The sequence below is a fragment of the Vibrio sp. 1401 genome (assembly GCF_033340295.1).
The window spans coordinates 48,039-54,209 of the sequence record NZ_JAWOWF010000035.1; the positions used below are offsets into that span (position 1 = coordinate 48,039).

A 6,171-nucleotide genomic window follows, 5' to 3' on the forward strand; every position below is an offset into this window, starting at 1 on the left:
AGAAGAAAAGGGCCTACTGGCCCTTTTTCATTATGGCTCTAAGTTAACCTTAGTTAGTGCGGATAACACATCACTCTCAAAGTCCGCATTTCCCACGATTAAATCACTAAACTCTGTCGCCCTGTTTTCTATTACGATAGTTTGAATTGAGTTTCCATCGTTATGGGTTATTTCTAGAGATAAGTCATCGCCATCAATGTTCAAGTCAATACTATTGAGAAGTTCTTCTATCGTATTGTGCCCTGCATCTTCAACGACTTCACTCAGATCTAAGGTGTCCAAATCTCTCTCAAAACCTCTAATTAGATCTGTTCCTGTATCCAAGGAGTCGTTGACCCATTTAAAGACATCTGCCTCGTTATCATTGCCGATCAAGATGTCATGACTTACGTCCACTTCAGCTTCAATAATATTTGCAGAGCCATTACTTGAAGCATTTACTCCTCCGTTTTCATCAATAACGAATTGCAGGGTGTTCTCACTTTGATCACCATCGTTATCCGTCAATACATAATCGAAGTCTAACGTTTCAACTGTATCACCCACCGCACCATAAAATGCATACGCACCATCGTTTAAGTCGATTTCCAGAGTATGTTTGCTGTCGATATAGATAGTAAGCTGCATCGTTGTGTCGTCAAATGCATGCGAAATACCATCGTTATTGTCAGTTACTATTAGGTCTGAACCATCAAACGAATAAGTGACACCGTCATGTTCTATTTCGCTAATATAACCACCATCTGCACCAATACCTGTATCTGGAGAAGTGGTATACATCAAGTTCCCCCCAACAGGTTGAATCACTGACTGCAACATAACCGGAGGTAATTGAGTTACGTCAGGAACCACAACACCATCAAGGTCTTGATTCAAAAAGCCATCATATGCTACGCGATCTAATTGCTCCGGCATAAGATAAACGCCCATACCATACGCTAGGGCTGTTATCTGATTATCAGGATCGGTTAGGTGATCAATCCAACTCTGCTCGCGAGCGTCGTTTATAAATGATGACGCAGGGTATGGCTGACCATCTGACAAGAAGTAACTAACATTCGACGCACTGGTTAACTTACCTACATCATCCCATGACTGTTTTGCTTCATTTAGCGCGTTGTTATAGTTAGTCATGCCACCCGCATTTAGATTCTCAATATACGCTTTGGCCTCCTCGACCGTCAGCCACGTCGCAGCACCTATAGCGTAAGTGGATGCTGTACTGCTATAAGTAATAATTTGAACTCGCGTTTGACCGATAGACTCATATTGATTCAATAACTGAGTTGCCGAATCTTTCATTATCTGCAAGCGATTATCCGTTCGCATAGAACCCGAGACATCCATTATGAGCTGAACGTTGGCACTTTCTTTAGTTTCTGCAACTACATCGTGAATAATAGATGCAGAATCTGGTGAGTCATCTTCCACAATAACGTTGACCGTTGTGGAGTTAGTAAGACCACGAGCATTCGAGACAAGCACAGGCACCTCAATATTTAAGGTGTCTTCTCCAGATGGGTTGGAGTGATCAATCGGACCAAGAAGCTCCGTAGATACCACTCCAGTATCATTGACTGATATTTTGATAACCTCTTCACCGTTCGCTGAACCGATAAGCATTTGGTCGTTATTTGATAACGTCCACGTTACAGAGATACCGTTACTAGTAAGAGCTGTAGATGGTTCACTGAGCGTAACAGAATCAACGGTTTGACCCAGCGTCAATTGTTCTACATCAGTACTCGAGTCAGTTGTGTCATCAAAGCCGTTTAGAGCAGAGTCATCAGCAATGGCGTTGCTTAAGCCTTCCTCAGAAACGTTTAGAGTTACACCTTCTACGATTGGTGGGGCGTAAGGGTTGACAGAAAAGTACCCCGTTTTACTGTCTCCATCATTATCAATAATCGTGTAGTTAAAATCGATATCCCCATCGCCATAAGGTGAGGTCAAAGGTAAGTATTGGAAGAACTCCCATTTTCCAGTGCTAGGTGTAAGTTGAACTTCGAATGCAAGCTCTCCATCAGCCTCTGCAATCAGTCTATTAGAGTTTTGTGGATCGACGTATATCAACACGTCTTTACCATCTAGAGTCTCTAAACCAGCCTCACCTCCATTTAAGACTATAGAACCAGGGCCATCAGCTCCATATACAGCACCGAGGTTCCCATCCGCACTAGCAATTGGCACGCCAGAGTACGCACCTGTAAAGGTTATTGATTTAACGGTAAAGTCACTGTTGTCTTCAGTATCCGGGCCATTGCCATTACTGGTCGCCTCGAGGATGATTTTATCAAAGCCTCCCTGTTGAACATTGAAATTTGCCGCGTAATCACCACTGCTTGCGTCAGAGTTGAACGATTGCTGAGCAATTAATACACCATCTCTATAAAAAGATGCGATTCCTTTCTCAAGTTCACCACCAAACATTTTCTCAAATTCTATTTCTGCTCCGTAAGCAACTTTATTGCCTAAGTCTATGATTAACTGCTCTGATACACCCTCATTACCCGCGAATCGATAATCGACTTCGTTTTCTAATTGGAAGCCGTTGTTACCAGAACTTTTAACGCCAATCCCTTCTGATGATTGATTGATTTCAGCTGTTCCCAGCATCACAGATTCGTCAGACACAAAACCGTTTGCAGTCACAACAACGTCCCCAAATGTTCGACTGGTTGCGTCTGTCTCACTTCCTGCAAAATCTATGCGCCCTGTAAGAACGTTAGGTGCACCAGTAAGCGACACATCGACGGGTTGAACAACAACAGGCACGTATGGGCAATCATCTTCAACGGCCACATTTAAGCTTTGAGATGTTGTTGTTTGTCCATCACTTACAGAAATCTGTAAATCAAAGTTGATGATGTCTTCCACATCATTAACAGGATGATCAAGTGGCTCAAACAGAGTAATAGTATAGTCCCAAGAGCCTTGACCTGAAGCTGAAGGCTCGCTCAGCATAACAGTAGCAACAACGCTCAGGTGAGCAGTTTTCGCAGTCAGCGTTTGAGTACTGTTGTCCCACGTCCACGATATAGGCTCCCCTCCTGATGTTAGGTTGTTAGGGCCTGCCAATACCACTGAAACATTCGCCGTGTCTGGATCGGCAACTGTGAATGTTCCTGAGAAACTTGCGGAGTTAGTGGTGTCTGAAGGTGATCCTGTATTATCAGGGATACCATTAGCTAAACCTTCTTCCGAAACAACTGCATTCACAACATTTGAAATAGAAGGAGGAGCATCATTATCAATAATCGTTGCCGTACCGGTATCGCTGCCTTGCACTGCACCAATGCCAGTCACCGTCACACTGAAATCTTCAGGACCTTCATAAACGGCGTCATCAATGGAAGCAATACGCACATCAAACTCAGTTTGCCCAGCAGAAACGGTCACAATGCCATCGTTTGGCACTGCCACCCAACCGCTCCCGGTGTTGTATTCTAGGGTGCCTAAGTCACCGACTTCGGTATCGCCGAGATTAAGACCCAACTCTACTTGCGTTTCCGCTTCAGACGCGTTCGATAGCGTCACTTTGAAGTTCGCCGTATCACCCTCATTAATGGTGCCAGCATCGGTAATAGTCACGCTTGGACGGTCATCATCCGGATCAGGGCCCGGACCCGTGCCGTCGTCCACTATCGTTGCCGTTCCCATATCGCTGCCTTGCACGGCGCCAATGCCAGTCACCGTCACACTGAAATCTTCAGGGCCTTCGTACACCGCATCATCAATGGAAGCGATACGCACATCAAACTCAGTTTGCCCTGCTGGCACCGTTACTACGCCATCGTTTGGCACTGCAACCCAACCACTTCCCGTGTTGTATTCTAGGGTGCCCAAATCTCCAACTTCGGTATCGCCAAGATTAAGACCCAATTCCACTTGCGTTTCCGCTTCAGACGCGTTCGATAGCGTCACTTTGAAGTTCGCTGTCTCACCCTCATTAACCGTACCTGCATCACTCATCGTTACCACTGGGCGATCATCATCAGGATTTGAGCCAGGTCCACTACCATCATCTAAAATAGTGGCAGTCCCAGTAACAGGTGTGCTCTGTTCTTCTGTCGTGCCAGAGAGCGTAAACGTTTCTGGGCCTTCAAATATAGGGTCGTCAATAGAGTCTATAGAGACCGTAAAGTCACTTTCACCCGGTGGGATCGAAATGGTAAAGGTTCCGCTTTCACCGACTGAAACTTCTTCTGTTGTACCATCAGAAAATGTTATGAGGACACGCTCATTGACGTAGTCACTCCCGTTATCGTCAGCTGAGCCGCCTGTTGCGGTTCCATCAAGGAGAGAAAGAATGACATCAGTATTGTCTTCAGTTGTTTGACTTAGAGTAATATCGAATACAACTTGGTCACCTTCGTTGATAGTCGGACTAGATATTTCTTGAACTAAGATAGTCGGTGGTACAGGGCCATTAATTACTCTGAAAAGATCCAACAAAGATAGTGCTTGAGTTGTAGATAGTCCGATTCCATCAATACCGACGGTCTCAAAATTCGTACTAGCCAACAATTCAGCGCCAGTACGATCTATTGCACCAGTATTTTGGGGGCTAGAACCACTTTCCTCACCTGCAGCTGGCTCAAAATCCTCACCAAGAGCAGCCGGGTCTTCTCCACTAGCGATAGCCTCGATTAGCGCAGTGACATCATCAGTAACGTTAATTGAACTACCTTGCGGTGTTACCTGTTGTACAATTAATTCTGATGTATCAGAAACTTCCTCAATAATTAATTCACCAGGCTGAGGTAGCTGACCACTTTCAAGACTTCTCAGGTTCCCATCAAGCCCTATAACCACGACATTGCTCATCAATGAACTTAACGCTACTCGATCCATGCTCTTCATCCTTGTATTAGTTTAATTAAAGGCTTGTTACTGCACTAAACACGTCTATAGTTTAGACAAAATATGAATTTTTCGTTTTATTCCAAGAGGATTTATACCCAATCAACTTGAAGATGCGGGCTTGAGCACCTGAAAATTATCATTTATTCGAGATGCCAAAGAGCCTGCGATCTCTGGAAGAATCACAGCAAAAAAACGCTCTATTGCCGCCTTGAAGTCCCGTTTACTTTTGAAGTAAACATTGTTCCTCGACTTCTCATTCATTACTTTCCATAACCGCTCTATTGGGTTGAGGTTTGGACTGTAAGGTGGAAGATAATGAAGTTCGATATTTAGGATAAACGCCGCATCTTTGACTAAGTCACTGCGGTGATATCCCGCACCATCTAAGATGATGTGAAGCTTATGAGCTAACGGATAACCCTCTCTTAACTTACAGAAAAAGCGAACAATACTTTCACTGTTAATGCTTTCGTAATCCTGAACGAGAGTGGCTCCAATATCCGACAGGTTCAGTGCGCCAATAATGTTCAATTGGCTACGATTACCCGTTGTTTCAACCACTTTATCTTGACCAGTCCGTATCCAGCCATGAGATATTTTTGTTGATAAGGTTGGGTGAACAGCGTCGATAAAGACTATCGATTCATCCTTGCCACAGCTTGCCTTTAGCGCTTCATAAGCCTCTATGAATGCTTGCTGTTTTGCCTCATCAAACTTGTGTGGAACGCCTTTCGGTTGTTTGTAGCTAAAGCCATTGTGGTGAAGCCACTTATTCATACCAGAGACCGTATATTCAAGTCCAAATGTCTCTTTAACGTAGGCGATAATTTGATACGTATGAGAATAGGTCTTGCCTGTCAAATGCTCGATTAGCTGCACGGTTTGAGTAGCAGAAAGCTTGCTTTGGCTTCCACCATTTTCAGGCTTCAGTTTTTCAGAAAGCACGTAGTCGCTGAGGTGACGTGCAACGGTCGATTCGTGAATGCGAAGAGCTTGAGAAATCATCGCCTGACTCCAACCTTCAGACGCAAGTAAAACCGCTTTGATGCGGTCACGCACTCGACCATCACGAGTGGAATCGTGCATCTCTTCGAGTTGTAGTTTCTGTTGGGGAGTCAGTATTATTTTCATGGTGCGTAGAATGCTCCTGATTTCATAGAAAATCAAGCATCTTCAATGATCACGGGTATATTGCCCGAATATATAGTGCAATAACAGCAATTTGATGCTCCCGATTTCAGATAATAAGTGCGACATTCATGGAAAGGTGTAGAAGAGGAAGCCAACTGCTGAAAGTGGTACGCT

At 44.3% G+C, this 6,171-nt stretch carries 2 protein-coding genes; both read right to left on the reverse strand.

Annotation, left to right across the window (positions count from 1 at the left end; translation table 11 throughout):
* Positions 1-30 precede the first annotated feature (30 nt).
* On the reverse strand, positions 31-4,854 hold the full coding sequence (locus R7Z77_RS16870; protein WP_318136771.1) for a Calx-beta domain-containing protein: 4,824 nt from the start codon (positions 4,852-4,854) through the stop codon (positions 31-33).
* 111 nt (positions 4,855-4,965) lie between these two features.
* On the reverse strand, positions 4,966-5,997 hold the full coding sequence (locus R7Z77_RS16875) for an IS630 family transposase (protein ID WP_318136772.1): 1,032 nt from the start codon (positions 5,995-5,997) through the stop codon (positions 4,966-4,968).
* Between the last annotated feature and the right edge of the window lie 174 nt (positions 5,998-6,171).

What these genes read in the sequence shown, in the direction of transcription:
- R7Z77_RS16875 (WP_318136772.1), bottom strand. Translation starts at nt 5,997, where the DNA reads ATGAAAATAATACTGACTCCCCAACAGAAACTACAACTCGAAGAGATG.
- R7Z77_RS16870 (WP_318136771.1), bottom strand. Translation starts at nt 4,854, where the DNA reads ATGGATCGAGTAGCGTTAAGTTCATTGATGAGCAATGTCGTGGTTATA.